Annotated in this window: 24 protein-coding genes and 1 tRNA gene; 15 read left to right on the top strand and 10 right to left on the bottom strand. The window is 32.8% G+C overall.

Translation table 11 applies throughout. The features are described 5' to 3' along the window. Nucleotides 1-44 precede the first annotated feature (44 nt). The 3 genes from H6622_04925 to H6622_04915 all read right to left on the bottom strand — a co-directional run bounded on the left by H6622_04925 (nt 45) and on the right by H6622_04915 (nt 2,817). Nucleotides 45-1,613: a hypothetical protein gene (locus H6622_04925; protein ID MCB9060845.1), complete on the bottom strand. Its 1,569-nt coding sequence runs from the start codon at nt 1,611-1,613 to the stop codon at nt 45-47. A 349-nt stretch (nt 1,614-1,962) separates the two neighbouring features. Further along, nucleotides 1,963-2,715, bottom strand: a complete 753-nt coding sequence (locus tag H6622_04920) for a Fic family protein (protein ID MCB9060844.1) — start codon at nt 2,713-2,715, stop codon at nt 1,963-1,965. A 24-nt stretch (nt 2,716-2,739) separates the two neighbouring features. Continuing rightward, a tRNA-Cys gene (locus H6622_04915) sits at nt 2,740-2,817 on the bottom strand. A 132-nt stretch (nt 2,818-2,949) separates the two neighbouring features. Here H6622_04915 and H6622_04910 point away from each other — a divergent pair. The 6 genes from H6622_04910 to priA all read left to right on the top strand — a co-directional run bounded on the left by H6622_04910 (nt 2,950) and on the right by priA (nt 10,856). After that, entirely contained in the window at nt 2,950-3,423 is a 474-nt protein-coding gene (locus tag H6622_04910) for a hypothetical protein (GenBank protein ID MCB9060843.1), read from the top strand. Between the two features lie 111 nt (nt 3,424-3,534). After that, nucleotides 3,535-4,827, top strand: coding sequence for a dicarboxylate/amino acid:cation symporter (locus tag H6622_04905; protein ID MCB9060842.1), 1,293 nt, complete (start codon nt 3,535-3,537; stop codon nt 4,825-4,827). A gap of 117 nt (nt 4,828-4,944) precedes the next feature. After that, nucleotides 4,945-5,862: a succinylglutamate desuccinylase/aspartoacylase family protein gene (locus H6622_04900; protein MCB9060841.1), complete on the top strand. Its 918-nt coding sequence runs from the start codon at nt 4,945-4,947 to the stop codon at nt 5,860-5,862. A gap of 116 nt (nt 5,863-5,978) precedes the next feature. Further along, nucleotides 5,979-7,526, top strand: coding sequence for a hypothetical protein (locus tag H6622_04895; GenBank protein ID MCB9060840.1), 1,548 nt, complete (start codon nt 5,979-5,981; stop codon nt 7,524-7,526). A gap of 131 nt (nt 7,527-7,657) precedes the next feature. Continuing rightward, a complete protein-coding gene (locus H6622_04890; GenBank protein MCB9060839.1) occupies nt 7,658-8,809 on the top strand; it encodes an HD domain-containing protein in 1,152 nt (383 codons plus the stop codon). Nucleotides 8,810-8,852: 43 nt separating this feature from the next. Further along, entirely contained in the window at nt 8,853-10,856 is a 2,004-nt protein-coding gene (gene priA / locus H6622_04885) for a primosomal protein N' (GenBank protein MCB9060838.1), read from the top strand. A gap of 16 nt (nt 10,857-10,872) precedes the next feature. Here priA and H6622_04880 read toward each other — a convergent pair whose 3' ends face one another. The 3 genes from H6622_04880 to yidD form a co-directional block, all read right to left on the bottom strand. After that, nucleotides 10,873-11,175, bottom strand: coding sequence for a hypothetical protein (locus H6622_04880; GenBank protein MCB9060837.1), 303 nt, complete (start codon nt 11,173-11,175; stop codon nt 10,873-10,875). A gap of 72 nt (nt 11,176-11,247) precedes the next feature. Further along, nucleotides 11,248-12,732, bottom strand: coding sequence for a D-alanyl-D-alanine carboxypeptidase/D-alanyl-D-alanine-endopeptidase (dacB, locus tag H6622_04875; GenBank protein ID MCB9060836.1), 1,485 nt, complete (start codon nt 12,730-12,732; stop codon nt 11,248-11,250). After that, entirely contained in the window at nt 12,729-12,965 is a 237-nt protein-coding gene (gene yidD, locus H6622_04870) for a membrane protein insertion efficiency factor YidD (GenBank protein MCB9060835.1), read from the bottom strand. Before yidD ends, dacB begins: the two co-directional genes overlap by 4 nt. 95 nt (nt 12,966-13,060) lie before the next feature. Between yidD and nth the strand changes: the two genes are divergently transcribed. The 7 genes from nth to H6622_04835 all read left to right on the top strand — a co-directional run bounded on the left by nth (nt 13,061) and on the right by H6622_04835 (nt 20,961). Continuing rightward, entirely contained in the window at nt 13,061-13,714 is a 654-nt protein-coding gene (gene nth, locus H6622_04865; protein ID MCB9060834.1) for an endonuclease III, read from the top strand. Between the two features lies 1 nt (nt 13,715). Continuing rightward, nucleotides 13,716-15,026: an alkaline phosphatase family protein gene (locus tag H6622_04860; GenBank protein ID MCB9060833.1), complete on the top strand. Its 1,311-nt coding sequence runs from the start codon at nt 13,716-13,718 to the stop codon at nt 15,024-15,026. Then, nucleotides 15,004-15,684 (top strand): hypothetical protein, encoded by a 681-nt coding sequence (locus tag H6622_04855; GenBank protein ID MCB9060832.1) that lies wholly within the window; start codon nt 15,004-15,006, stop codon nt 15,682-15,684. Before H6622_04860 ends, H6622_04855 begins: the two co-directional genes overlap by 23 nt. Further along, nucleotides 15,681-16,481: a DUF2797 domain-containing protein gene (locus H6622_04850; protein MCB9060831.1), complete on the top strand. Its 801-nt coding sequence runs from the start codon at nt 15,681-15,683 to the stop codon at nt 16,479-16,481. The genes H6622_04855 and H6622_04850 overlap by 4 nt, the downstream gene beginning before the upstream one ends. After that, on the top strand, nt 16,481-17,050 hold the full coding sequence (locus tag H6622_04845) for a glutathione S-transferase N-terminal domain-containing protein (protein ID MCB9060830.1): 570 nt from the start codon (nt 16,481-16,483) through the stop codon (nt 17,048-17,050). Before H6622_04850 ends, H6622_04845 begins: the two co-directional genes overlap by 1 nt. A 126-nt stretch (nt 17,051-17,176) precedes the next feature. Further along, nucleotides 17,177-18,175, top strand: coding sequence for an NAD-binding protein (locus H6622_04840; GenBank protein ID MCB9060829.1), 999 nt, complete (start codon nt 17,177-17,179; stop codon nt 18,173-18,175). Between the two features lie 71 nt (nt 18,176-18,246). Then, entirely contained in the window at nt 18,247-20,961 is a 2,715-nt protein-coding gene (locus tag H6622_04835) for a response regulator (GenBank protein MCB9060828.1), read from the top strand. Here H6622_04835 and H6622_04830 read toward each other — a convergent pair. Then, the gene (locus H6622_04830; GenBank protein ID MCB9060827.1) at nt 20,958-21,878 is read right to left on the bottom strand and encodes a GTP cyclohydrolase I FolE2; all 921 of its coding nucleotides are present in this window, start codon (nt 21,876-21,878) and stop codon (nt 20,958-20,960) included. The two genes, H6622_04835 and H6622_04830, sit on opposite strands and share 4 nt — an antisense overlap. 182 nt (nt 21,879-22,060) lie before the next feature. Between H6622_04830 and H6622_04825 the strand changes: the two genes are divergently transcribed. Next, nucleotides 22,061-22,957 carry a 6-carboxytetrahydropterin synthase gene (locus H6622_04825; protein MCB9060826.1) on the top strand — a complete coding sequence of 299 codons (897 nt, stop codon included), beginning with the start codon at nt 22,061-22,063 and terminating at the stop codon, nt 22,955-22,957. A 4-nt stretch (nt 22,958-22,961) separates the two neighbouring features. Here the strand turns inward: H6622_04825 and cdd are convergent, their stop codons facing one another. Together cdd and H6622_04815 are read right to left on the bottom strand one after the other, a co-directional pair. After that, nucleotides 22,962-23,369 carry a cytidine deaminase gene (cdd, locus tag H6622_04820; protein ID MCB9060825.1) on the bottom strand — a complete coding sequence of 136 codons (408 nt, stop codon included), beginning with the start codon at nt 23,367-23,369 and terminating at the stop codon, nt 22,962-22,964. Then, nucleotides 23,366-24,691, bottom strand: a complete 1,326-nt coding sequence (locus H6622_04815; GenBank protein MCB9060824.1) for a dihydroorotase — start codon at nt 24,689-24,691, stop codon at nt 23,366-23,368. Before H6622_04815 ends, cdd begins: the two co-directional genes overlap by 4 nt. Before the next feature lie 90 nt (nt 24,692-24,781). Here H6622_04815 and H6622_04810 point away from each other — a divergent pair, with 90 nt between their 5' ends. Beyond that, nucleotides 24,782-26,239 (top strand): cysteine--tRNA ligase, encoded by a 1,458-nt coding sequence (locus tag H6622_04810; protein MCB9060823.1) that lies wholly within the window; start codon nt 24,782-24,784, stop codon nt 26,237-26,239. A 10-nt stretch (nt 26,240-26,249) separates the two neighbouring features. On the opposite strand, the gene H6622_04805 is transcribed toward H6622_04810, so the two are convergent. Beyond that, the gene (locus H6622_04805; protein MCB9060822.1) at nt 26,250-26,711 is read right to left on the bottom strand and encodes a DMT family transporter; all 462 of its coding nucleotides are present in this window, start codon (nt 26,709-26,711) and stop codon (nt 26,250-26,252) included. Nucleotides 26,712-26,735 lie beyond the last annotated feature (24 nt).

The raw sequence follows: 26,735 nt of genomic DNA, 5'->3' as shown, positions 1-26,735 counted from the left end.
TTCACAACGTTTATAATAAAATTGTGAATGTTAGATTTATTGATTTAGAGTAATAGTCCAGCAGTTGAGGGATAAGTTCTCTTTTGAACTGAAAAATCACTATTATAATAGTCAGAACCTCTTCGTTGAACTTTGTAAATGATGAAATATTCATCATCTTTATCATCTGATTTATAATCAGTTTTAAACCGAGACGACTGTTCACCTTGAGCTAATTCTAATGTTGATGAGAAAATTATCTTATCTAAAAAATCCCAACCGAATAGTCCTTTTTTGTATATTTCTAACGTTACAAAGGTTCGAGCATTTTTGTTAGCTAAAAAATCATGATCAGTAATCTGTATATCGAGTGAGTCATCTTTATTCAAGATGGTGTTTATAGTTAAGGAATTAGGAGGTCTGTTTTTAAATCTCGTTTGGCCCTCAAGCATCACATATATTGCATCATTCAATTTTTTAGCATGAGGAATCGTTTTGTAAGAATTAAAATTTGATTTAAATGAGAATCCATTTTCTTCATGAGAATTATATGAAAAAGTAAAATTTTCTTGTTCTCCTTTCAATAATGGAGCGTTTGTAATATTTAAGAATACCGGAACATTTATTTTTTTCGAGAATATTTTTTCTCCAGTAACAATCAGTTGATTGTAATAATATGTTTTCTTTCTAGGAAGGCAAACTCTTGCACTCACTTGTAGCCCTAAAAGTTCTTGATTTGTTTTACTATGAATTCTAGTAATAAGATTTAACTCTTCTTTTGAAATGACATCATTGTTCCTTAAATCCTGAAATATTTCTACAAACTCTGTCCAGGATTTGGGAGTTCCTCTATATTTAGAATAAATATAGAGTGCATTATTGACTCTACTTACTAAATTTTGATCTATACCTTTTATCGTCTCAATTTTTCTGTCTCTTCGATATCTTGGCAATGAAATATCAAAAATGTCCGCCAGATATGAGTTTCCACTACTTATGGTATACTGTGCTCTTGGATAGCTGATAAGGCCTAATGATTCCTGGTTATCTTGAGCATATTTTGATATGATACTACTAGCAAAAGATATCTCTAGAGTTGATTCACTCTGAATTTTCTTGATAATACCGACAAAATCTTTCCATGTGTAAACACCATAAGAATCAGTGAAATGATCTAATTCATAGATAAATATCTCAGCGGCCTCTAATTTAGTATACTTTATAGAATCGTATTCTACATACTTAGAAAAAATTTTACTTCGTTCTTGCAAAGGGATTCTTTTATCGAAGAAGCTATAGAAAGTACTATTACCTAGACCGTTTGCTGTATTACTATCAACATTTTCACAAACGGTTTCAGTTACATTGTATGGTGTTTCAACACATTTATGGTGTTCTAGATGGTCAAATAGTTCAACCTGTATAGTATTTTCAGAAGTAAAATTTGAATCTGTTGAATCACCTTTTCTAGTAATGGTAAGACTTCCAGTACCATAATCTGATTTAGTTTTATAAGTGTTAACATTTCCAGGAGAATGACATTGGTTTATGTATTTATCGCTATTGGATAGTGATAGTGAAGAATAGATTAATAAAATAGTCGTCAGTATTTTTTTGTTTGATAGTAAACTCATTTTGAAAACCTCAGAATTTTTGTTGTAAACACACGAAAAATCTAAACCACAAATTAGTTTATGTGACAAGTTAACTGTGTTGAGTGTGTCAAAAATATATGTAAAAAAATTATCTACTGTTATGAAATTGTGAGTATTTTTGAAATTTTTTTTATTATATAATGAAATTAGTTATTAAATTTTTTAGATTCGACTTAAATATAAATTACTTTCAGGGATTATTTTTGAAACCAATATGGATAATTTATACACAATATTCAGAACTTGGATTAATTATATGCTGTTAACTTCATATTGTAGTTCAAGTAATTGAGTTTTTATTTAGACAAGATTCTACTTTTTAAAAGAATTATCCTTGATTTAAGAAGCTTAAGTATTCCTTCTGACTTTCATAGACCATACATGAGAGCATATTAATGAAAGGAAGATGATTGCTTTTATTGCCTTGATAAGCACACTCGATATATTCAGATCTATAGATCGGAGGAATAATTGTAATCGTAAAACCGCCTCTCATCAGAATAAGGTTCATGAGTAAACGAGCAGTTCTACCATTTCCATCCATGTAAGGATGAATAGTGACGAACTTATTGTGTATAGTTGCCGCAAACTCAATAGGGTGAGTATTTTTGCTCAATTTAATGAAATCATTTTCAAGTTCATTCATTAAATCGATAATTCTGTTTGGAAGTGCCAATTCAGAATCTAGTCCAGAAATTTTTACAGGCACTTTCCTAAATACACCTGCATTTTGAGCATCAATATTACTGTAAAAAATTTTGTGAATTTCACAGATATCATCTGTTAAAATTCTATCTTTTTCTAGTAGAGAAAAAATGAAGTCATAGGCCTTTCCATGTCCTGTTGCCTCTTCAATTTCAGTAATTGTTTTTCCTCCGATTGTAAGGCCATCCTCAATAACGACTTTAGTTTCGATGAGAGTAAGCGTATTTCCCTCGAGGGCGTTAGAAGAATAGGTAAGTCCTATTTTAAAATGGTCTTTTAACATTTGGCCTTGTATTTTTGAAAAGGGACGGAACTTATCGATTTGCGCCTTTTGAATATCACATTTTTTGATCTTATTATCGAAGTTGCTCGCCATTCCTAGCTCGTCTGTGAAAGAAAATGGAGGAGACGAGCGGATTTGAACCGCTGGCTGTACGGTTTTGCAAACCGTTCCTTTGGACCACTCAGGCACGTCTCCCCAAGTCAGTAGACTTATAGCACTTTTATAAGTGGCCGTAAATAATTAGAATAAAATGAGACTAAAAAAGTCTGACATACTGGGTAAAAACTTCGATGATTTATTTAGAGAGTTTGCTGGTATACTTGAATGGTGAAAAGGGTTATTTTTACCATTCTTATATCATTTATTACGTCCAATCTCTTTGCGGCAAAATTTCAATTTGATCTTTTAGGAGGTTACGATACTCCTCAGGCCGATGATGAAAGAACCGCTAGTGCTGCACTTTTAAAGTTTAATCTTTCTACAAAACCAGCAATGTTTAGATGGCAGTCCGGTTTTGCTTTGGCATTTGCTTCTGGCCTAACCCAAGGAGAATTCTCTTTTGGTTTTAATTTTTATCCCCTCACTCATCTACAAAAAACTCCCGCTCAGCCTTTTCTTTTTGCTGAAGGCGTATTTGGACTTGGTACATATGATGAACTTGTGAGAATGGATACTGGATATGGTTTAGGAGTGGGTATAAATCTAAATTTTTGGAAATCATCTGGCATGACTGTTGCTGTAGAGCAACACAAAGCAACTGAAACTGCAACTCGCTTATGGTTTGGCCTCTTTTGGTTTTAAGAATTTTTTAAATCTAAACAAAAATCTTTACTTTCTATTTTCACTTTAATACTAGATCATAGATAGAGAATATTTCAAAAAACTTATCCATCAAAATGCCGGAGAGTATCAGTGAAAAAAATTACGCACAATCTTACCTTTTGGGTAATTTCATTCGGGATATTGGGATATTTATCTGCAAATCTATTCGGTGAAAAGGTATGGGCAACCAGCAATAATCCTCCTGAAATCTATGGAGTCATCTTGATGGTGAAAACATTGTTTATCAATATGTTAAAAATGCTTGTTGCTCCGATAGTTTTTTTCTCGCTTGTTGGTGGTTTGATTAATATTGGCAATGTGAATACTTTGAAATCACTTGGGAAAATAGCAATCACTTACTACATCTCGACTACAATAATTGCAATCGCTATTGGTCTTGTGGCCGTGTTTTTTATACACCCCTGGGAAGGTTCAAAATTAAAAAATAATGGTGACAAAAATGTAATTATATCTCCCAAAATGCAAGTTTTAGAGAGTTCAAAGTTTATTGATGTAAACTCAAATTCTGCTTCTAAAATTATTGGAAAGATCCTAGAAAAAACATTTGTAAATCCATTCGAAGCACTCAGTGAAAGAAATATCCTTGGAATTGCATTTAACGCTTTTTTAATTGGGCTTGGTATTTTGTTAGGAGTACCTGGAAATAGTCCACTTACAACAGCTATTACCCATATAAATTTGGCATTAAATAAAATTCTTTCTTGGTTTATTTTATTTTCCCCTCTTGGCATCTTTGCCATTGTATTTGATTTTAAATTAAAAATGTCTGGAAATATTTTCACTGAACTTCTTTCATTTGCTGTCCTCGTATTAGGAGCAACACTGTTTCATGGTGTAATTGTTCTACCATTCATTGCTAAAATATACACAGGAATTTCACCTGTAGAGCTTTTCAAGAAAATTGGCAAACCCTTAGCAATTGCATTTTCAACCTCATCCAGCTCAGCAACACTGCCTGTAACTATGAAAACATGTGAAAACGAACTTGGTATTAACCCTGGAGTTTCTGGCTTTGTTTTTCCATTGGGCGCCACAATGAATATGGACGGAACAGCTTTATTTGAAGGAGTCGCTGCTATTTTTTTAGCAAATCTCTATGGAATTGAACTTACAACAGTATCAATTCTATCCATTTTTTTTATGGCCATGATTTCATCAATTGGTGCTCCTGGAATGCCTTCAGGATCAATGTCTGGTATGCAAATGGTCCTTTTAGCAGCTGGAATTCCTCTTGAGGCAATTGGTCTCTTGATGATTGTCGAAAAACCGCTTGATACATTTCGAACTGCGGTGAATGTTGAAGGTGATATAATTGGAGCTTTAATAGTACAAAAATCTATTGATAAAAATAAAAAAGAATAAATATATTCTTTATCCATGATATAAAAATATATTTATCTCTAACTACTTAATAATTCGTGATACCCACTAGACACAAATTTAACATCGTCCTATTATAGAAAAAAGGGTGGAGTATTTATGCGTAGATTACAATTTTGTTTAATCTTTTTGTTTTCATTTACGGGTGTATTTGCCCAAGAGCAATTTACACAAAAAAATAACTCTAAAAGTGATGATATTAGTTCAATTCATTCTTCTTGCATGAAAGGATTGAAAAGTTTTCCAAAAAAATTCGATGAGGAAAGAATAAGAAGTCTTTGTACCCAAGTGCAAGTTTTAGATGGTTGTTATTCACAAACTAATAAAAGTCCAATTTTTCATTTCGAAAAAGTATCTCAACTCAATAGACCTTTAAAGATTCTAACTTTCGCCCTCATTCACGGAAATGAGCCTGAAGGTGGCACCTTGGCCAGAAAGTGGATGGATAGACTACAGTCGATTAATCCTCGTAGTACATGGAGGATTGTTCCTCTACTTAATCCAGACGGACACCAAGCAAACACGAGAACCAATTCAAGAGGTGTAGACCTTAACCGAAATTTTCCAACCGATAAATTTAACCCTAGAGCGATAGATTTTTGGAAAAAGAGTTATAAAGGACATGAAAGTAAATATCCAGGACCTGCAGGAGCTTCGGAGCAAGAAACAAAGTGCGCTATTTCACATATTGAAGATTTTGTTCCTGACTTTATCATTTCCTTGCATACCCCTTTTGGAATTCTAGATTTCGATGGCCCAACTTTTAAATTTCCTAGGTTTGAGAAAATGCCTTGGAGACGCCTAGGTAACTACCCTGGTAGCCTTGGAAGATATATGTGGCGCGAAAGAAAAGTTCCCGTTTTAACCATTGAACTTAAGGGAGATGAAGTTATCCAAAGTTTTTCGCAAATTGATACTTTGCAAGATATTTCAGGCCTGGTCGCTTTGATGAGTCAACAAATCCTCGAGAAAAAAAGTGAGAAAAACTCAGACAGTAAAAAAAGTAAAACTAACTGATTATTTTTTTTAGGATTTGTTTCAAGAACAATTTTGTAGCTAAATATTTTCTCTTTAAAAACTGAAAAAGTAGGTGTAGATTCCCTATTCACATGATTTTAAGAGTATTTGCCTTCATGGCGTTGTTTATTTCTCTGAATGCAATTTGTGAGGAGAAAGATCCTCAGTGTCAGCAGTATATGCAAATTGATGATAATATTATCAAGTTACTAAACCACAATAATGATCATAAAAAAAATTTGGCATTAATACGTACTTCATTGAATAAAGGTTTACAGGTTTTGGATGAGAGAGAATCCTTAACTGTTAAAACCTTTACTTTAGACTTTGTTTTTCAAAATATTAAAAGTCTTTGGTCTTCCAAAAGCAAAGAAGAGTTTACAGTTTTAAATGAATATATTGTGCATTTTATGACCATGGTCGAATTAGACTATGAAAGTGAATATGTTAAAAAAATTAAAAAAAATATAATTACTAAAAGTAGTGCTATAGAAATTTATAATCAATCCTTAGAATTTGAAACGATGATTTATTTATTTCTTGAAAATAAAACGAATGAATTTTTCGAATATTACAAAAAAATTGTTGAACATAAACACAGAATAAGACTAAGGAAATTTTACTTTCTAAGTATATTTTTTGAAAGACATGAATTTTTTAGAGGTCTATTAGAGATAGATATTAATCTTTTAAAAAATTATAATTTTGAAAACGGAAAATTTGTTGCTGGTATGTATGATTTTATTAATGAAAGTTTGTATATACTTACAGAGCAAGAACGCAATGAGATTTGGGGCAATATATTATTAAATTTAATTATTATAAATGACATTGATTCTTTTATTTCTATCTTGGAAAGAAATGAACAAATTCTTAGCGTTGTATTTGTAGGACTAGGTAAAGGACTCTTGAATAATTATAAAATTTCAAGCAAATATACTTTGCTAGATCTATGTTTGGAAAAAAAGAAGGAAATAGGAAATCTAACAGATAAATATTTAAACAAGGAAAAAGAATTAAAAACAATCAAGGTCTTTATCTCCAAATTGAGAGAACTAGGTGCAAAACAAGTTAATGATCTTCCTCCATCATTTTCTGATATTTATAAATTAAAGCATGAATACATTGACGAGGCATTCAAGTATTACAAGAGCGTTTTTTTGTACTTTCTTAAGAATAAAGATTGGAATACGTTTTTTGAAATGGCCTCAAAACAAACATTGCGAACAGAATACCCCTATGTGTTTAAACCTAATATAAATTATAACGACATGCTTAAAATGATAGAAAAATATTCTCCAATTGAAGGTTCTAGAGGGCTATTAAATACACTAAGAGAAGATGAAGAGCTTCCTCTTATCCCACGAACGTTTGTATCAGACATACTTATTGAAAAACTAAAAAAAGAAAGTTTTGAAATACAGTCAAAATTAGTTTTTCAATTTCTTGTAAAAAATGATTTAGAGCAAGTATATCACCTCCTAAAAAAAGGCCATTTTTTTAGTAAAAAAATATTAGAGGACCATCTTACAAAAATAAAATACTTTCTGTGGACTAAATCAAAACGTGGAGAACGCAGAGGTCCAGAAGTTATCTCCAAACTTAAGTATATACAAAAAATTAATGAGTTAGAAATTCCTGGCCATGAATTAAGGCAAGAATGATCCTCTTTACCGGCCACAACTATCTGAAATTATAAGCTCAAAACATGAGTTTTTATTTGCTGTTATGGGCCTCGAAGAAGCGATAGAATGCTTATAGGGTGAAAAAACGGGAATAAAATATGTCTTTGAATATGAACTTTTTTTCAGTGAGCTCCCATCTCATAAATGTGGAGTGTGAATTAGACTATGATCTCTATATAAATTCTTCTGCCTTAAAAACTAAGGAGAAATTTATTCGAATTTTTCCTAAGGGTGAATTTTTAAGTGTTGATGACCTTACTACATTTGTTGGAAAATACAATCGTATCTATATTCCAGAGGAACAAAGAGGAGATTATTTACAATCTCTAGTTTCAAATGATCAGGCCAGTGTCATGGCCAAAACTGAAGTTATTAAGGATTCTGCAATTCATTATCTATCGGACATTTTTAGCGAAGATAGAGAATTTAATACAGAAGTACTTTGCGATACGCTTGTTGGATGTCGAGAATCTGTTGAGTGCATGGTAGATGTATTACACGACTATAATATTAATCAAATTCAGGAATTAATAGGTGAATTGAGCTTTCATGATTTTTATACATTTGATCATTCAATCAATGTCGCGATGTATTGTATTTCAATGTATAAAACATGGAAACCAAAAGCTTCTAAAGATGAACTCGTTACGGCCGGACTTGGAGGTTTACTTCATGACTTAGGTAAAATTAAAATTCCTACAAGAATATTAAATAATCCAGGAAGATTAGAAGAAGATGACCAAAAAATTGTAAATAAACATCCAATAATGGGGGCAGAGCTTTTGGATGATAAAATGTCAAAGATGGTTGGAATGGATTTTGCTGCAGTTAGGAGAGTTATTCTAGAACATCATGAAAATTGGAATGGAACCGGTTATCCTCAAAAAATTAAAGGAGAGGATATACATTTTCTGGCCAGAATAACTGCAATTGCAGATTTTTTTGATGCTGTAACCACTAAAAGATCTTATCACGATGCAATGTCTACAGATGAGGCATTGGCGCTTATGGAAAAAACATCCGGAAAAAAAATTGATCCTAAATTATTTGATTTACTTGTAAAAAATGTCCGAAAAGTTATCACCAAAACACAAACAAGAAAAAGGCTTCCAGATGACTTTGATGGTGGCAGACCCTATGAACAATTACCATTTATTGAGGAAAAGGCCAATATTATTAGTTCTGACTTCACAAAATCGGAAGATAATGCAAAGGACCATGGGCGTGTTCAAATGACCGGGCAAATTAAAAAGGCCCAATAAAAGGTAGCTTTCCAGATCTTTCAAATTTTCGTAAAATGCCCAAATGAACTTTTGCAAAGTGGCAGTGGATTTTCCTGTACGACAGTCAGTTTTAACCTATTCAATTGAGTCAGATAAAGAATTATCAGTTGGCAAAGTTGTTGAAGTGCCTCTAGGAAGAAGAAATGCTTTAGGTGTTGTGCTTGAGACGTTTCAGGAGGATGAAAAATATTCGCAACAAACAGATTTTAAAGTCAAAAACATTTTAAAAAATGAAATCGAGGGATCATTTGATTTATCAGAAAAAGAAATTGAACTTTATTCTTGGATGTCAAAATATTATCATTACTCTTTAGGACAACTTGTATTCGATTGTTTACCTAAATTTATGAAAAGACCAAAGGATGTAAAATTCTTTTCAGGTCAAGGGGAAGAATTTCCATTCCAATTAAATCATCTCCAAAAAAATTATTTCGATACTATTTCAAATCAGCTGAAAGATGGTTTTAACAAATTTCTTATACATGGTGTAACTGGAAGTGGAAAAACCGCAATCTATCTCAAATTGATAAATAAAGTTCTAAAGGAAGGTAAGTCAGTTATTTTTTTATTACCTGAGATAAACTTGACACCTCAATTTATTTCAACTTTGTTAAGACATACTCTTGGCGAGATTTTGCCCTATCATAGTGCACTTTCAAATTCTGAAAAATACCGTGTATGGGACAAACTAAAAAAAGAAAATGGTCCCTTTGTCGTGTTGGGAATGAGATCGAGTGTATTTTTACCGGTTGAAAATTTGGGACTCATAATTGTTGATGAAGAACATGATCAAAGTTTCAAACAAACTGATAGATGTACTTATAATGGGAGAGATGTTGCGATAAAGAAGGCCCAAATATTTAAAATTCCAATTGTTTTGGGATCTGCAACGCCATCCCTAGAAAGTTTTTATTCCTTTAACTGTCAAAACAAAGAAAATTATTTTTCTCTCCCAAATAGAGTTTCTACTGGAAAACTTCCAAATATTGAATTGATCGATGCAAGAGAAAAATCAGTAAACGAACTGATCTGGCCTTTTCATGATAAAAGTATAGAAGCTATTTCAGAAGCTTTAAAGAAAGAAGAGCAGGTTCTCGTTTTTGTAGGAAGACTAGGCTATGCATCCTATGTACAATGTCATGGATGTGGTTATAGATTTTTAGATCCGAATTCAGACACTTTACTAAGATACTTCAAAGAAAAAAGAGAGCTTGTTTCTGCCTATAGTGATTATAAAATTTCAGTACCTGAATCATGTCCAGAATGCGGAAATTTACATCTCATTCAAAAGGGTTTTGGGACAGAAAAGGTTGCTGAAATATTACAATATGTTTTTAAAGATTCTAAAGTTGATCGTTTTGATCGTGATGAAATCAAGAATCATGATCAATTAGTTAAAAAGTTAAGAGATTTTAACAACGGAGAAATTGATATTCTTGTTGGCACTCAAATGTTATCTAAAGGACATAATTTTGAAAAAGTGAATCTTGTTATTGTGTTGGGAATTGATTCAATTCTAAACTTTCCAGACTTTAGAGCGATTGAGAAAGGTTATCAACTCTTAAAGCAAGTATCGGGAAGATCAGGACGCTTTGGACATCATTCAAAAGTTTTAATACAGACACTTAATCCTGAGAACAAAATATTTGAATATCTTACGGCCCATGATTTTGATCAATTTTATCATGATGAATTAAAAATACGTGAATTAGTAGACTATCCTCCCTTTTCTCGATTGATTGCATTTTTCATCACATCCAGATTTAGAGATAAACTTATGGCCGAGGCCATTTCAATGAAAAACAAATTAGAAAATGTTTGTAGAAAAGAATTATTACCAATTCAAGTATTAGGCCCTTCTCCATGTATGATTGAAAAAAAAGCAAATCGCTTTACCTGGATTATTCTTTTAAAATCGAACAACTTAGAGATGTTGCACAGAATGACGGAATTCTTTTTGATGCATTATAAATTACCCAGTGATTTTTCTTTAAAAGTAGATACTGATCCGCAGCTAAGTTTGTAATTTGATAAAATAGTTTCTATTCATTTTCAAACTGACTTTGTTCAAGTTTATCAAATTCATTCTTTAGTTTGTGGAAGATTTCATTTTTTTCGTGAACTGTAAGAAAGTCACTTTTTAAAAGTTCTTCCATTCTAGAGGTTAATGAATCAATTTCTTTTTGTATATGTGCCATTTTAATTTTTTGATTGGCCTCTTGTTGACTTAAATATTTTAATTCTTCAAAGACTAGATCTTGTTGTTCGTTACCGTTAGTAGCAGCATCTTCAGCAAAAACTACAAAAAATATCTGAACAGATAAACTGAGTAAAAGAGCTTTCATCGTAATAGTCCTCAAATAATTAAACCTAAAAATCACAGTATGGTTTTGGTGTTATTGTGTCAAGAGCGACAGCTAATAACGATTTATCCAGTGAGTTAACAAATCATCCATAAAATCATGTGAACGATGTCGCCATTTTAAAGCGGAATTTTTTAAGGAGTAAATTTCTTTTTCATCACCATTGTCTGACTTGTTGCGTTTTTCAAAATCATTTACTATTAATGCAAAGCTGTATAACTTACCTGATTTTGCATAAAAATATCCGGCCAAAGATGAGACATAATCTATGGCACCTGTCTTGGCCCATACGCGATGTGATAAATCTGGAGTGTTTAATCTTCTAATCAACCAACCACTTTGACCTGAAATACTTAATGTACTCCTAAAAAAGTGGTTGCCAAATTTTTCAGAAACTATATTTTTTAAAAAACTTGCTATTAGATCTGTACTCACTTTTGAATTTGATGACAGACCAGAAGCATTTTTAAAGGAAAAACTGCTCCAATCTAATTTTGGAAATAATTCTTTCAGAGCAATGAGCAATTCATTCGCACTCTGTTCAATAGTTGTGATTTGTTTTCCTCTGTGCAAATGTGCAGCAACTACAATTGCTTCAGCGAATAAATTATTACTATATTCATGTGTAAGCTTTACTAACTGTATCAATGGTGCAGATTGATTGAGAGCAAGAGTTTTGTAGGCCAACGGATTTGGAACAGGTGAGGGAAGTTTTTCTATCAATGGTAAGTCAATTCCTTCTCTTTGGGCCATCAATTTAAAAAGTGAGGCCGTCCAAAGTGCAGGATTGCGAATAGGTATTTCTTCAACAGTGTTATAACGTAAGTGATTGCTGATTAGCCAAATTTCTTTATTCTCATTTACCTCTGCAAGTTTGAACCTTTTACCCAAGTGAAATTTATCTTTAGAATTCTCAACACTAAAGGTATCTAAATCTGGAATTTCTATAAACTTATCTTTCCAAGTTGTTCTATAGTTCCCATATCTCCATATTTTGACTCGATTGTATTCACTTGAAAGTGCTGATAGTCCAGGATTATAAGTTTGATCTCCCAAACCTAAGTCACTAATTTTTTCTAAATAAGCAAAGTGTGAATCATCATAATAAAATTTTCCAGCAATTTTTGTAATTCCTAATGATTTGAGTTGTAAGACAAGATTGAATAAATGTGAATTGTTCAAAGATGGATCCCCTGTGCCACGCAGATGAAGATCTCCCTGGAGCACACCTTCTTTTACTATTCCGTTAGATCGTAGAATTGTTTGGAAACGAAAATCAGGCCCTAGAGTTTTTAAAGCATAAAAAGTTGAAAAGACTTTGGCCACTGATGCAGGGATAAAGGGCCTAGTTTGATTGAATTCTCTATGATTTAGTTTTTGTTCTTCCAGAGAGCTAATTTCTTTAAACGTAAAAGAAATTTGGTTTTCTTGAAACTTATATTTTTCGAAAATATCTTTTTCTAATTTATCTACACCTTGAGTGAATTCGGATGCATAAATGACCGAAATAAGCACTAATGAGAGAAGGAAATATTTCATTTATAGTCCTTTCGTTTTGGTGTATCTGGAACCGGATCATAACCTCCCTTTGAGTAAGGTTGGCATCTTAGAATTCTCCAGATTGTTAAAGCAAAGGCCTTCATGGGGTGAAATTTTATGAAACATTGTTTCGCATACTCTGAGCATGTCGGCGAAAAACGACAATTCGTCCCAAGAAATGGCGATAAAAAGTACTGATAAAATTTTATAAGGCCCAAAATAATACTTTTCATAAAACTCAATTCTATGTGCAAGAACATTAATGATCAATGGCCAAGTTTTAGTTGGTTTGATAGTTTCATATCCCATGAGAAGGGAGAAAACTAAAATGAATAAAAGTGAAAGAGTGGAATATCTGGCCATGAAGTTAGAAGAGTTTTTTCCAGAGACTCCCATCCCACTTGATCACAGGGATTCATATACTCTGCTTATAGCGGTTTTACTTTCTGCACAATGCACTGACGAAAGAGTAAATAAAATTACTCCTACTCTTTTTGGTATAGCAAGTTCTGCGGAAGAAATGCTCAAGTTAAGTGTTTCAGAAATCGAAGATATAATTCGGCCATGCGGTTTGGCCCCAAGAAAAGCTAAGGCCATTTATAATCTTTCAAAAATTTTAATTGAAAAATACGATGGAGAAGTTCCTAATCAAATTGAACTCCTTGAAGAATTACCAGGAGTTGGACACAAGACAGCTTCGGTTGTTATGGCCCAGGCCTTTGGGCAACCGGCCTTTCCAGTTGACACTCATATTCACAGAATTGCCCAACAATGGGATCTTACAAATGGTAAAAATGTAGTTCAAACGGAAAAAGATCTTAAAAGACTATTTCCTAAAAATTTATGGAATAAACTTCATTTACAAATTATTTTCTACGGGCGCAAATATTGTAGCGCTCGACAATGTGATGGTTTAAGTTGTGTTTTGTGTAAGACTTGTTTTCCTGAACGCAAAAGGCCAAAAACTTATAAAAAGGCATAATATGTTAAAAATTTTATTATTTTGTTGTTTTGTTATTTCATCATGCGCAAATATTTCAATTGTGCCAGGAGGTGAGGGGCATCTATCTATACTTCAAACTTCAACAAATGAAACAGAGTCGATAATCAATATTTTAGCAACTAAAACTTCAAATTATGATTACATGATTTTCAAAAATGGCCTCCATGGACAGAGTGTTGAAGATTTTAAAATTATCAATCATACTGTTGCATACTCAGATTGGATGATAACTGAAATTCATCTGAACAATTTAAATAAAGATAATACCTATTTGCTTGTTGTAAAAGAGGCCGATAAAACAATTGATATAAGAAAATTCAAAGCTTTGGATACAACTAAAAAAGAACTTAGATTTTTATTAACTTCTTGCATGTCAGATATGTTTCCTGAAATTCAAAGTGATATTTGGGGACAAGTTTTCAAGCATGACTTAGACATGTACCTTCTCATTGGAGATAATGTATATGGTGATTATGTTGATGGAAAATGGATCGAAAACGGGGCATCTCCACAACAGTTATGGCAGCGTTTTGTAGATGGTAGACTAAATTTCAGATTATACAAAAAAAGAGAATTAGTTCCAGTTTATGGAATATGGGATGATCATGATTACGGTAAAAATAATGGGGATAAAAATTTTAAGTATGCGAGAGAAAATGCAAATATTTTTAAAGTTTTCTTTCCCAATGGCCAATTAAGTAATGAACACAAAGGTTTTGGGGTTGGATATAGTTTAAATTTCGTAAATGCCAATTTCTATTTTTTAGACAACAGAACATTTAGAGACTCGGCCAATGACGTGCGTGGGACTCATTTTGGGGTATCTCAAGTCCAATGGCTTAAACAAGAACTTGATCAAAGTGAAAAGCTTTCATTCTTAATAAGTGGCGATCAGTTTTTTGGTAACTTTCATCCATTTGAATCATATGAAAGACTTCATCCAAATAGTTTTATGACTTTTCTTGAGATTTTAAGAGATAAACCAGTGCTCTTTTTATCAGGAGATAGACATCTTTCAGAAATTCAAAATATAGATAAAAGTTATATTGGTAGACAAACATTTGAAATAACTAGCTCTGGTATACATGCAAAAGTTTTTCCCGGTAGTTTTGAAAAATATCCAAATCCCAATCAAATCGTAGGAATAGATGGACAATATAATTTCACGATTATTGAACTAAAGAGTTTGAAAAATCAAAGCATTATTAATGTTAAGAATGAAGTTTATGGTGGGAAAACTTCTTTTCAAAAAAAATTGGTGTTATCAAATGAAAAAAATAAAACAAATTGAATTTCGGGAATATTTAAATAATTCAGCGACAGCAGTAGTGTTGCTTCATGGATATGGGGCCGATTGTAATGATCTTTTTAATCTTGGGGGTTATTTAGACTCTCAAGGGCGCTTTGATTGGTATTTTCCGAATGGAATACTTGAAGTACCAATAGGGCCTTTCATGACAGGAAGAGCATGGTTTCCAATACGAATGATGGATTTTCAAAATGCAGTCAGCTCTGGAGAGTTTCCTGAATATTTTGCCAATCAAAATCCTGAAGGTTTAGATATGGCCAGTGAAAAAGTTCAGGGCCTTTTGAATGAATTATCTAAAAACTACGATAAAATAATTATAGGCGGTTTTTCCCAAGGGGCCATGATGGCCACAGATATTGTTCTCAATAGTGATTTAAAACCAAAACAGTTACTTATACTATCTGGAGCATTCACAAAAAAACAAAACTGGAGTGCAAATCAAGGTAAAATCTTTGAACTTGAAATATTTCAATCTCATGGGCAGCAAGACCCTGTTCTACCATACTCGACTGCTATATTGCTTCGAGATTTTTTTATAAACTCAGGCTCCAAGTTAACATACCGGCCATTTATTGGAGGCCATGAAATACCTCCAAATGTTCTTGGAGAACTAGCTAACTTTATAGGAACACTTCCATGAAATTCTCCGGAAATATTTTAAAAATGAAAACAACATTAAATTCTCCTGTTAGCTATTCTTTGCCTCTTGGTGACAATTTAGTTCCAATGAATCAATTTATTGGTAGAAATATCAAACTTGAGTACAATGGCCAGATCAATTGTATTGCTACCGGTGAGAAAATCAAAAAAACATACAATCAGGGATATTCATATAAAGCATTTATGCAATTACCTGAATGCGATGTTTGTATCGTTAAACCTGAATTGTGTCATTATAGTAAAGGAACGTGTAGAGATAAAGAATGGGGAGAAAAACACTGCTTTATTCCACATTTTGTGTATCTCGCAATTTCTTCTCATGTGAAAGTTGGGATCACACGACACACACAAATTCCTACAAGATGGATTGATCAAGGCGCCACAGAGGCCCTACCTGTTGTAAGAGTTAAAGACAGAAAAAGTGCTGGAGAAATAGAAGTTGAGTTAAAATCAATGTTTAGTGATAAAACGAATTGGCGGAAAATGATAAAAGGAGAAGTAGAACAAGAAATTGATCTCTATGATTTAAGAGAACAAATTTATAATGATTTTGCTGATCTTTTAGATCATATGGATGCTGAAGATTTAGACGATGATCTTACATTAATCGAATATCCCATTTTAAGTGTTCCAGAAAAAATTAATTCAATTAGTTTTGATAAAACTTCAGTTGTGGAACAAAAATTGACAGGAATTAAAGGACAATACCTCATATTTGAAAAAGGCGTTCTTAATATGAGAAAGCACCAGGGATACTTTATAACATTGGAGACATGATGAATGAGCTTGTTTTAATTGGAACACACCGTTCCCCCTATACCAGAAAGTTAAGACTCTTTTTACATGGCCAAGACTTTAATTTTAAATCAGTTGATTTTGAAGATGAAAAAGATTTGACCTATATTGAATCCCTCAATGTATTAAGAAAAATTCCAATATTAATCCATGGTGAAATGACTATATTTGAATCAAGGCAGATATATGAATATCTCAATAATGTATATCTTGCTCAAGCACGTGAAGATGAAATATTTCAAAATACTTTATCTGTTATAGATGGTATTACAGATGCTGGCTTCTTGGCCTTTCAGTTTATGAAATATATCCCTCAATTCGAACAAAATAGTTTTTATAAAATACAAATCAATAGGATTGAGAAATCTTTAAGTTATTTAGAAAAAAACCATTTAGTAAAAAAATGGGATTTTTTAGGCCATGGACTTCTAAGTTGTATTGAGTGGTTTCAATTTCGATCAATTTATGATTGTTCTCAGTTTGAAAAAATTATGAATTTCATTGCTGAAAATGGAAACAGACCAGAAGTAAAAGAATCAAGACCATTCTAGATATCAGTAGTTGATAAAAATGCTTTTTTGTTGTTTTTAATTTCGATTTTATCAAGATAAATAATTATATTCTGCTATAATAAAAATGAATAAGTCAGTATAGATCTTGAGGAGAATTGTGTAAATATGGATAGGAATCAGCAAAGATATTCTATTATCTTAATACTTCTTCTTTTCTCATTAACTGGCGTTGGAACTCTAGGTTACATGTATATTGAAGGTTGGAATTTAAATGACTCCTTCTATATGACAATTATAACCCTAACGACAACCGGGTTTTCTGAAGTCAATAATCTCTCAAGTGTTGGCCGTCTATTTACAGTAATTTTATTACTCGTAGGAATGGGAGTTGTAGCCTATTCAGTAACAGGATTAATGAGCATATTTTTTAGTATGGATTTATCACAAAGTCGGAGGAAGAAAATGCAAAAGAAAATTAATCAACTCTCTGGCCATATTATTGTCTGTGGATTTGGTCGAATGGGAAAAATTATTTGTAAAGAACTTGAATTTAAAAAAAGAGAATTTGTAGTGATAGAAAAATCAGAAAACTTAATAAGTGATCTTCAAAAGAGTGATTATCTTTGGCTTGAGGGAGATGCCACACACGATGAACATTTAATCTCAGCTGGTGTAGAGAGGGCATCGTTCCTAGCGGCCATGGTTGATAATGATGCGGACAATTTATATTTATCGCTCGCAGCAAGAGGTCTTAATCCAGATATCTATATAATTGCTAGGGCAAGTGAAGAAGAGGCCAGACCAAAAATTATTAGAGCTGGTGCAAATAAGGTAGTACTACCAATTTCAATGTCAGCACACAAAGTTGCTCAAACTCTAGTTAATCCAGATCTTGAAGAAATAATTAGAATTGAAGGAATTCGAGGAGGAGATACAGAAGTAGAGCTAATTGATCTACCAATAAAAGATTATTCAAAACTTAAAGGGAAAAACTTAGTTAATTGTGGATTAAAAAGAGATGGTATAATCGTTGTTGGTGTTAGAAAATCTGATGGAAGTTTTATATTTGCCCCACCTTCCGACTACGAATTTGCTAGTGGTGATGTATTACTCACTTTAACTCATAAGGAAACATTTAATAAAGTTTTATCCTGTCTAGAATAGTTCGTTAATCTTTATATTCTTAAAAATCTAAACAATCTATCCGATGAAGAATATATTATTGGACAGGATTTATGGAAGAAAAATTCTTGAAAACATTTAATAACTATCGGATTGTCGCAAGAATATTTATTCTCGCAACATTGTATTACTTTTCATCAAAACTAGCTTTTCTCCTGGCCATACCACCAGGTTATGCTTCGGCCATTTGGCCAGCAACTGGAATAGCAACCGCATTTGCATATCTCTATGGGCCAGGAGTCGCTCTTGGATCTTTGATTGGATCTTTTCTAATTAATATAGATATAACATTAAACTATAATAATTTATTAGAGGTGGGGCCATTAAGTGCTCCATTATTTATTTCTTTTGGGGCCTATACACATGCTGTATTTTCAGCATTTCTCATAAAACAATTCTGTAAATTCCCATCATTTATTGAAGAACCCTTTAAAATTATGAAATTCCTCATCATTACAGGTCCTATTAGCTGTTTAGTTTCTGCAACAATTGGAGTGAGTACCCTTTATTTTTTTAATGTCATTCCTATTGAATCTTTTGCTACTAACTGGCTAACATGGTGGATTGGTGATTCTATTGGAGGCGTTTTAATCACTCCTCTGGCCATTTTAATAATTAAACGTCCAACAAGAATAAGAACTATTATCATTCCAATAGTGATTGTACTTACTACAGTGATTACAACATTTTTTATAATAAGCCAGAAGGAAGAAGAAAAAATAGAAAAAGAGTTTAATAAAGAAAGTCGATACTTTGCAAAACAGATAGAGAAGTCATTTGAAAATTATATTGAAATCATTTCGAATATACAGCGTTTATTCGAAAGTAGTCAAAAGGTAACTTTACAAGAATATAAATCTTTTACTAAAAATCTCATAAATCGTGAAATAGGAGTTCTTCAGTTAGCTTGGGTTCCAATCGTAAAAAAAGAAGAAATTAATGATTTTAAAAAAGATCTACAAAAAAATGATGGTTTTAAAATAAACTTTTATGAAAAAAATGAACTTGGAAACTACGTTCCTATTTCAAAAAGAGATCTCTATTTCCCTCTCACTTATGTTACTTCTCTTGAATCCGAAAATTATCAATTAGGTTATGATTTAGGATCAACTCCATTGTTCTTGAAAAAAATGACAGATTCCATTAACAAAAATAAAACTGTATTAATATCCAATTTTTTACAAAAAAATTCTAATGAAATTATATTTGAACTTTTTGTTCCCATTAAACATATGAATGGAAATACAATAGGTCTTGTAAAAGGTGTATTCGATTTTTCTAAGCTTTTAATTGTACTAAAAGAAGATATGCAAAAAAGTGGAATAGAATTAAATCTATATAAATCTTTTTCTGATTACAAAGAACAAGTTCAAATTTATAGTAGTTATGATAAAGAGAATCCTAAACTTCCGATTTACACTAAATATATGGATCTTAAATTAGTTGATACAAATTTAAGATCGTTATTCTTCATTGACCAATCCTATTTGAAAGTTCATAAAAGTTGGTACACTTGGACAATTCTGGCCGCAGGGTTGTTTTTTGTTATTTTATTTGAAATTATATTACTCATAATATTAGGACAAGAAAGGCAAATTAATAGATTAGTTGATCAGAAAACATTTGAATTAGAAAATGCCTTAATTGAAATAAAAAAATTATCTAAATACAAATCTGATTTCCTTGCAAACATGAATCATGAAATTCGCACTCCTATGAATGGTATTCTAGGAATGTCTGAACTTATTTTAGAAGGAGATAATATTGACAAAGATCTTCGTGACAATTTAGAAATGATCAAAGACTGTTCTTTTAGTCTTATGGGGATTATCAATAATATTTTAGACTATACAAAACTTGAACAAGGTAAATATCAAATTAATGAAGGCGTAATAGACTTACACAAGGTTTTTAGAGAACTAGAAACGGTCTATCTTCTTGAAGCTGGTAAGAAAAATCTAAACTTTAAAGCAACTTTTGACTCTAATGTTCCTTATAAGATTTTTACAGATGAATTAGCGATAAGGCAGATTCTCATAAATCTATTAGAAAATGCGATTAAATTCACTGAAAAGGGAATGATAGAGTTTCATGTTTCTGTCTCTATCGCAGGCAATAAACCAATGATAGTCTTTAAGATCTCTGATACTGGGATCGGAATTGATAAAGAAAATGAATTACAACTTTTTGAATCTCTTTATCAAGGAGATCTTACGAGTTCCAAAAAATATCAAGGTTCTGGTCTTGGACTTTCCATTGTAAAAGAATTTATTGATAAACTTGATGGGACTATTTCAATTGATAGTAAAACCGAACAGGGGACGAAATTTGTAGTGCATATTCCAATCAATTCTAAAAAATCTAAAAAGTTTATTGACGATTTTATCTATTCAAATGAGAATTTAAACGTTTTAGTTGTTGAAGATAATGAAATTAATTCGAAAATGTTAAGAAAACTCCTAGAAAAAAACGGACATACTTGTAAAGTGGCCTTCAATGGGCAAGAGGCCATTGAAATGGTTCGAAAATTTCAATTCGATTTAATTCTTATGGACTTACTCATGCCTGTTTTAGATGGATATGAAGCAACGAGACAAATACGAAAAATGAAAAGTAGAAGTGATCTACCAATCTATGCCGTTACGGCCAGTGCTGAAAATGATATAAAACTGGCCTGTCAAGAATGTGGTATGAATGGAATTATTACTAAACCTTTTAATATTTCAGAAGTTGTAAGGATTCTAAATTCGACCAAAAAGGCCAGTTAGTTTTTTGAAATATAAGCAACTGCATTGTGACTGTGAAGTGATTCCAAGTGATCTACTTTGGCCTTCCAATCTATTATTCTTTTATCTGAATTAAGTACTTTAGATAATCTTCGAGAAGCATGCTCAACAAACATTGGATTTTCACCATTCAAAATGGCAAAGGCCTGTTCATCAACGCGCTTTACTAAACTTTGAGTTTCCGTTGGAAGTGCAATCCTTAGCAAAGAGATGATCTCATCAATTGTAAGAGAATTTCCCATTTTACAAGTTACATCTACCGTTGCAACAGATCGCTGACTATGAGCTGTTGCAATTCCATTTCCTTCAGTCGTTAATCCCTCCGCATATTCTTTTTCATACTGCTTGGCCATTGAAAGTGAACAGGGACAAGTTGAAGAGTACTCATAATTTATTGTTGTCGTTAACAATTTACCCTGAGGTGTATCACTTCCATTGAGAGACACTTTATAATACTGCCAACCCCAATTTTCACTTTTTAAAGAGGGCTGCTTTACTGCGTATTGAAATTTCAAAGTTAGATAAGACTCAGGAATAAGTTCCTCATCATCAAAGTCTCGTAAATCCTTTCGAAAACGCTCTAAAATTCCCTCTATTAAGTGAGAACATAGAGGTGCTCTGTTGACTTCCTCTTGCACAATAGCGCAAAACCTGCTCATGTTAACACCTGTTTTGCCCTCCTGCAGGTAAACAAACATCGAGGCATGTGAATCATGTGACATAAGTGTTCCATCATCGTGCTTAATGGAAATTGGGAGCCGAAATCGTTCAATTCCAACTTTATTTATTGAACAAGCATGTTTATCTGGAATCTTTTGGAAATCATTTAGGCCAGTATCATCTTTTATGTCACAATCTAGGATTTTCTGGTGGTTATTTCTTAAAGCTTCTAAATTCATAAAGAGCTCCTTATGGTTCTGTATATACTTTCATTCTAGCAAATTTACGTGTAAAATAGGTATAAAAATAACGTATATTGCTAGATGGTGATAGTTTTACTATATATATGTTAAATTGCAAGACAAACTATAGAAGTTATTCAATTTGTATAGAGTTTGTCTTGGAGGATTAAGGGCAAAATATGAATATTACATTATTTTATAAGCACGTGACAGTTTTGGATTTTGCTTATCTTGATCATCTCAAGGGACTTGTTGGTGAATCATTGATCGTGAACGTCAAGTTTATCGGCAAAACGGATGATGAAGGCATACTTTATGACTTTTCTTACGCTAAAAAGAAAGTTAAAGAAATTATCGATAGGGACTGTGATCATAGATTAGTTATTCCTGAAAATTTGGCACAATCCAACCAAGGAATTTCACAATTTGAATTTAGTTTTGGACTTGAGGGGGAAATAATTCAATACGAATGCCCTGATCAAGGATTATGCATTATTCCGGCCAAGCATGTGTCACGCTCAAATTTAACAACTCATCTTGAAAATATTATCTTGAAAGAAATGCCAGAGAATGTCATATCCATTGAACTTGAACTTATTGATGAAATCCTACCCGCAAATAAACCTAAATTCCACTACACTCATGGACTCAAAGACCATTATGGTAATTGTCAAAGATTGTTCCATGGACATAGCAATACAGTAGATGTCCTTGTCAACGATCAAAGAATGCCCGAATTTGAAGAAATGTTTGCAAACGATCTTTTTAAAGGAAATATCCATTTTTGTTTCTGGGACAATGTTCAAAATAAAGAAGAAATTATTTCTGCTCATGGAGATATCCCGCTTGGGAGCGTTGAAAATTGCCCAAATGTACAGATTGCGTATGAATCATCCCAAGGTTTTTTTAAAGGTTTAATCCCTGGAAGACACGTCTTTTTCCTACAAGACGAATCTACAGTTGAAAACTTATCAATTAATTTTGCAAAAATTGTCAAAGCTCAAGTAGGGGAAAATGAGAGAGTTGAAGTCAGAGCATACGAAGGAATTGGCAAAGGTTCAATTACGGTACTCTAACAATTTATTCATAGGAATCAAAACAAAAGGGTAGAAGTTCTTTGTAGGTCAAGCTTTTAAATATCTCTTTTGTATTGGCCAGATAGATAATGCTTTCAGAAACACAAAATTCACTCAAATGCTGCAAACATAATCCACAGGGGGGAATTGGTGTTTCTTTGTCACAAACGACGATGAGAAATTCTAACTTACGTTTTCCAGACAAGGCAACACTTGTATTTAAAGCATTTCTTTCGGCACAAATGGTGGCCCCATAACTAACGTTTTCGACATTACATCCTACGTAAATTTGATCATCTCCTATCATTTTCACAGCTGATCCTACGTGAAACTTTGAGTAAGGAGCATAGGCCCTTTTTTGTGCCTCTTTAGCGAGTTCAAAAGCATTATTAACTAGTTGAGGATAATTCATTCTTCACTCCTTTTTATTGGCCTTCCATGGGGGGAACTGACAATCACTCCATTTTCCATAGCGACTTGCCCTCCAACAATTGTATGTGTTGGGTAACCTTTCACTTTTTTTCCTTTAAAGGGCGTCCAACCAGATTTAGAGGCCATCAGTTCATCTGAAAGCACAACTTCTTTGTTCATATCGACAATTGTTATATCTGCATCATATCCTTCATGAATTATTCCCTTTCCTTGTAACGAATAGAGGCTTGCAGGATTTTCACTTAATAACTCAACAACTTTTTTTAATGATATTTTCCCTTCATTTACAAAATTAAGCATAAGAGGAAGTATAGTTTGAACCCCAGGCATACCTGATGGAGACATCGGATAACCCATTTGCTTTTCTTGGATAGTATGTGGTGCATGATCAGATCCAAGCACGTCTACAGTACCTTCTTTCAATCCCTCCCATAGGGCATCTCGATGTTCAGATGTTCTGATAGGCGGATTCATCTGAGCAAAAGTTCCTAGCTGTTCATAACAATCAGGAGCGGTTAGAGTGAGATGTTGAGGAGTCACTTCAACCGTACAAAAATCTTTATTTTCCTTTAGAAATTTGATTTCATCGGCCGAACTTATGTGAAGGATATGAATTTTTCTGCCAGATTTTTTTGCAAGCTCAATGATTTTTTTTGTAGAACTTAGCGCTGTTTCCACATCTCTCCATACTGGATGATCGGCCACATTGCTAGAATTTTTAAGAATATCAATTCTTTCCTGTAATCTCTGCTCATTTTCAGAATGAACGGCAATCGGTAAGCTCGTATTTTCAAAAATTTCAAGAAGTTTCTGATCATCATATAGAAGAAGTGAACCAGTAGAACTTCCTAAAAAAATTTTAATTCCACAGCATCCGATATAGTTAGACGCTTTTTTGAGTTCATTTAGATTATTCTCTGTGGCCCCGATGAAAAAACCGAAATTTGAATAAGAGCGACCAATTGCTTTTTCAACCTTATAAGCAATTTCACCTTCAGTTGTTGTTGGAGGTTTCGTATTTGGCATTTCTAGAAATGTAGTCACTCCCCCTAATACAGCACTTTTTGAACCCGTTTCTAAATCTTCTTTGTGAGTGGCCCCTGGTTCTCTAAAATGGACTTGAGAATCTATAACGCCAGGCAAAACATGAAGTCCTGTCGCATCGATAATCTTTTTTGCTGTATGGGGGAGTTCATCTTCCGTAATAAAGATTATTTTTCCCTTCTTAATACCTACAGAACATTTGGTCTCACCATCTGGTAAAACACATGTACCATTGTTAATAATAATATCAAGTTCCATGAAAATTCCTTATCAGTCAGAACTGGCTGGCCAGTCATATCGTTAAAACTATATTATATTGCCTTAGTGCCAAAGAAATGTGGAGGAAAAATGTCACTTAAAATATACAACACAATGTCAAAAAGAAAGGAAGAATTCATTCCTCTTAAACAAGGTCTAGTGAAAATGTATGTTTGTGGCCCCACTGTCTATGATTATCTACATATAGGAAATTTTAGGGGTGCGATTTTTTTTAACACTCTGAGAAAATGGTTGGAGAAAAAGGGCAATGAAGTCATCTATGTTTATAATTATACAGATGTGGATGATAAAATTATCAACAAAGCATTGCAAGAAGGTGTTAGTGCTGCAGAAATAAGTCAACGTTATATAAAAGCTTTTGAAGAAGATTACGCCAGACTTGGTTTAACTCCTCATTCGCATAATCCTAAAGTAACTGAATATATGGATGAGATTATTGAAACTGTGAAAAAATTGATTGAAAACGATATGGCCTATGTCGTCGATGGCGAAGTGTTTTATCAAATAGAAAAATTCAAAAAATATTGTTGTTTGAGTGGTAAAAACTTTGAAGATTTAAATGCAGGGCAAAGGGTTGAAGTTGATCAGAAAAAAAGAAATCCAGCAGATTTTGTTCTTTGGAAGCCAGCAAAAAGTGGAGAACCTTTTTGGGATTCACCTTGGGGAAAGGGAAGACCAGGTTGGCACATTGAATGCACGGCCATGAGTCAAAAAATATTAGGAGAGACATTTGATATACATGGTGGTGGAATTGATCTGATTTTTCCACACCATGAAAATGAAATTGCCCAAGGCGAAGGGGCCAGCGGAAAAGAATATTGTCGATATTGGATGCACAATAATTTTATAAATATGGATGGCGAGAAGATGTCTAAATCCCTGGGAAATTTGATTCCTGGACGGGAATTCATGGATGAATATCACCCTGAAATTCTTAAATTTTTATTTCTTTCGGCCCATTATCGATCAGTTTTAAATATTAGCGACGAAAAAATCAATGGAGCGATGAGTGGTTTATCACGTTTCTATAATGCTTTAAAGGATGCAAATACCGTTCTTGAGAATGAAAATGTGGGAAACAAAGCACTCAATCAATTTGATAAACTGCTTAAAGTTAGTGGTGAAAAAATTAACACGGCCTTTGATGATGATTTTAATACTTCAGAAGTTTTTGGGGTCCTATTTGATGTGGTTCGTGAATTTAATAAATTAAATATTCTTAAGAAAATGAAGGATGCCAATGCTATTTACACGGCAAAAATTTTCAAAGATTGGTTAATGGATTACGGTAATGTACTTGGATTATTTCAGTATACTCCTGCAGAAATTTTAGCAGATATTGATGAAATTTTAATACGTCAAAAAAATATAGACAGAGTATTTGTGGAGAGTTTGTTAAGAGAGCGAACTCAGGCCAGAGAAGAAAAAAATTGGACAAGATCTGATGAAATTAGAGATCAACTTAATGATCTAGGAATTGAAATTATGGATTCACCTCAAGGAGTAACTTGGGGAATGAAAAAATAATTTCTAAAATCTATTTTGGAGAACTAAGCCTCGAATGGTTTACAAGAAAGACACCAACAAAGATAATTAGGATGCCAACGAATCTTTGCCAATTGAATTGATATTGTGAAAAACCAAACCATCCTTTGTGATCAAATAGAGATCCTGCGATGAATTGTCCTGCAAGTGCTATTGATAAAAAGGTTGTAATACCGATCCTTGGCGCAAAGAAAATCACAGAAGTAACAAATATAGCACCTAGAAGACCGCCAAACCAATAATAAAAGGGGATTGCTTTTAATTGTTCTAATGGAGGTAGTTTATATTTTGTCAGCAAAAGCATTATAAGTAATATGATGGTTCCACCCAAAAATGAAAAAAAGGCAGCGGCAATATTACTTGAGATCTTTGCTGATAGTAAATTGTTCACACCTCCCTGAATGGGGAGTAAGCATCCGATCAAGAATGTTGTAATTATATAAAATATCTTCACAGAATTTTCCTTTTTTGAATCATT

This window comes from Halobacteriovoraceae bacterium (assembly GCA_020635115.1).
In the GTDB taxonomy this organism is placed as follows: domain Bacteria; phylum Bdellovibrionota; class Bacteriovoracia; order Bacteriovoracales; family Bacteriovoracaceae; genus JACKAK01.
The sequence above is the reverse complement of the archived record's forward strand: the minus strand, read 5'-3'. Positions and strand labels throughout refer to the sequence as shown.

Excerpts from the sequence above, each read along its gene's own strand:
- H6622_04925 (MCB9060845.1), bottom strand. The coding sequence starts at position 1,613 with ATGAGTTTACTATCAAACAAAAAAATACTGACGACTATTTTATTAATC.
- H6622_04895 (MCB9060840.1), top strand. The coding sequence starts at position 5,979 with ATGGCGTTGTTTATTTCTCTGAATGCAATTTGTGAGGAGAAAGATCCT.
- cdd (MCB9060825.1), bottom strand. The coding sequence starts at position 23,369 with ATGAATTATCCTCAACTAGTTAATAATGCTTTTGAACTCGCTAAAGAG.
- H6622_04840 (MCB9060829.1), top strand. The coding sequence starts at position 17,177 with ATGGATAGGAATCAGCAAAGATATTCTATTATCTTAATACTTCTTCTT.
- H6622_04825 (MCB9060826.1), top strand. The coding sequence starts at position 22,061 with ATGAATATTACATTATTTTATAAGCACGTGACAGTTTTGGATTTTGCT.
- H6622_04845 (MCB9060830.1), top strand. The coding sequence starts at position 16,481 with ATGAATGAGCTTGTTTTAATTGGAACACACCGTTCCCCCTATACCAGA.
- H6622_04890 (MCB9060839.1), top strand. The coding sequence starts at position 7,658 with ATGAACTTTTTTTCAGTGAGCTCCCATCTCATAAATGTGGAGTGTGAA.
- H6622_04810 (MCB9060823.1), top strand. The coding sequence starts at position 24,782 with ATGTCACTTAAAATATACAACACAATGTCAAAAAGAAAGGAAGAATTC.
- H6622_04880 (MCB9060837.1), bottom strand. The coding sequence starts at position 11,175 with ATGAAAGCTCTTTTACTCAGTTTATCTGTTCAGATATTTTTTGTAGTT.
- H6622_04815 (MCB9060824.1), bottom strand. The coding sequence starts at position 24,691 with ATGGAACTTGATATTATTATTAACAATGGTACATGTGTTTTACCAGAT.
- H6622_04830 (MCB9060827.1), bottom strand. The coding sequence starts at position 21,878 with ATGAATTTAGAAGCTTTAAGAAATAACCACCAGAAAATCCTAGATTGT.
- H6622_04835 (MCB9060828.1), top strand. The coding sequence starts at position 18,247 with ATGGAAGAAAAATTCTTGAAAACATTTAATAACTATCGGATTGTCGCA.
- H6622_04900 (MCB9060841.1), top strand. The coding sequence starts at position 4,945 with ATGCGTAGATTACAATTTTGTTTAATCTTTTTGTTTTCATTTACGGGT.
- H6622_04920 (MCB9060844.1), bottom strand. The coding sequence starts at position 2,715 with ATGGCGAGCAACTTCGATAATAAGATCAAAAAATGTGATATTCAAAAG.
- nth (MCB9060834.1), top strand. The coding sequence starts at position 13,061 with ATGAATAAAAGTGAAAGAGTGGAATATCTGGCCATGAAGTTAGAAGAG.
- dacB (MCB9060836.1), bottom strand. The coding sequence starts at position 12,732 with ATGAAATATTTCCTTCTCTCATTAGTGCTTATTTCGGTCATTTATGCA.
- H6622_04855 (MCB9060832.1), top strand. The coding sequence starts at position 15,004 with ATGAAAAAAATAAAACAAATTGAATTTCGGGAATATTTAAATAATTCA.
- H6622_04860 (MCB9060833.1), top strand. The coding sequence starts at position 13,716 with ATGTTAAAAATTTTATTATTTTGTTGTTTTGTTATTTCATCATGCGCA.
- H6622_04850 (MCB9060831.1), top strand. The coding sequence starts at position 15,681 with ATGAAATTCTCCGGAAATATTTTAAAAATGAAAACAACATTAAATTCT.
- yidD (MCB9060835.1), bottom strand. The coding sequence starts at position 12,965 with ATGAAAAGTATTATTTTGGGCCTTATAAAATTTTATCAGTACTTTTTA.
- priA (MCB9060838.1), top strand. The coding sequence starts at position 8,853 with ATGAACTTTTGCAAAGTGGCAGTGGATTTTCCTGTACGACAGTCAGTT.